The organism is Acinetobacter sp. IRS14, from assembly GCF_034650275.1.
GTDB classification, from domain to species: domain Bacteria; phylum Pseudomonadota; class Gammaproteobacteria; order Pseudomonadales; family Moraxellaceae; genus Acinetobacter; species Acinetobacter oleivorans.
In genome coordinates this window covers 1-1,482 of record NZ_JAOVFN010000052.1, presented here as the reverse complement: position 1 = coordinate 1,482, position 1,482 = coordinate 1, and the positions used below count along the sequence as shown (strand labels likewise).

General features: G+C 32.3%; 2 protein-coding genes. Both read left to right on the top strand.

Going from position 1 to position 1,482, the window contains the following annotated elements:
- Positions 1-158 precede the first annotated feature (158 nt).
- Positions 159-686, top strand: a complete 528-nt coding sequence (locus ODQ17_RS18990; RefSeq protein ID WP_322905606.1) for a hypothetical protein — start codon at positions 159-161, stop codon at positions 684-686.
- A gap of 165 nt (positions 687-851) precedes the next feature.
- Positions 852-1,397 carry an AAA family ATPase gene (locus ODQ17_RS18985; protein WP_322905604.1) on the top strand — a complete coding sequence of 182 codons (546 nt, stop codon included), beginning with the start codon at positions 852-854 and terminating at the stop codon, positions 1,395-1,397.
- Positions 1,398-1,482 lie beyond the last annotated feature (85 nt).

The window sequence follows — 1,482 nt, the reverse complement described above, 5'->3', positions numbered from 1 at the left end:
CTCTCATCCTGAAACGAAGAATAATAAGAGAGATTTTAAGTGTCAATGTGATATTGGCTAGAAAACAATTAAATAAATATTATTTTTCATTGGATTAGATTCATTAATCTATTGAATAGAATATATTATATTTGATTAACACACATTAACTCATAAACATGAATACTATCTCAGCTACTCTTTTATATGAACACCGAATTGAGGGATGCATCAAAGACGCCAATGGCAATTTAAAACCGTTCCCTATTCTCGCAATTGATAATATTCCATTAAATATATGGGTGGATCAAAATATCTCCATTATTGATGGCACAGAAACTTTAGTTCCAGCCCAAGGTTGGTTATATGATTATGATAGTGAGTTGGCATTAAGTAATGCATGGAAACTTCTTAAACCACAAGCTTATGAAAATGTAGCTATTTCAACAGTAGTTCCAATTTTAATTTGCCCTGATGATTTAGATCTAGTGTGCAATGTGGTTATGGTGGAACAAGTTGTTTCAGCAGATAAAGTCGTATGGACTCGTTTTGGTTACGCATTTAACCATATTCACGATGTTGTGACCTCCGTAGTCTGGGAAACCTCGCCTTCTGCTCCGCGGTTAAGTTTTCCGTTGAGCGAATTTGAAAAAGCATACGATGATTTAAAAGAATTAGATAAAAAATGGACTGAAAATTTTATCTAGTTTTCTTAAACATAAAATACAAGAGTTAGAGATTAATGAAAGATCTTGGTAAAAGAATTTTTCTTCTCAATCGAAAATATGACCCTGAGAATACTTATTTCTATAGAAACTGTTAAGTTCACATTAGATAGGTTAATTAAATATCAAAATTCAATTCTATAAACCATGAAAATTTGTATTGTAGGCCCTTCTGGTGCAGGTAAAACAACTATCGCTAAGAAATTAGCTAAAGAATTGAAGATACCTGCTCATGCATTTGATGAAATCTATTGGGACTTAAGTGGAACTGAATTTGTAAAAAATTCCGAAGAAACTATCTCACTTGGTATTAAACAAATCACCTTACAAGATAGTTGGATTGTAGAGGGAGCTTACGATAAACATTTACTTCCACTACTTCTTGAGTGCTCTTTAATTTTAAAGATGGAAGTACCTCTTTATGTAAGAACAACAAGGCTCATACAACGTTATCTAAAGTCTGTAGTTACAGGTAAAAGCCCCAAAGAGACTCTAAAAAACACAATCGAGTTGATTCAGTTTTCACATAGTTTTGATAAACGCTTAGAAAAATTCCTGAGTAGTAATAATCAACTCTCGAGAAAGGTTAATTCTTTTAATAATTTTTCAAAAGCTACAAATATTATTCAGACAGTTTTTAAAAATAATTTATCCGATTCATTGAATCATAATGATAGAACGAGAAAGGGTTGACAGACTGACACACAAGAATCAGCACGCATTAAGCGTCCCTCTCTCATCCTGAAACGAAGAATAATAAGAGAGATTTTAAGTGTCA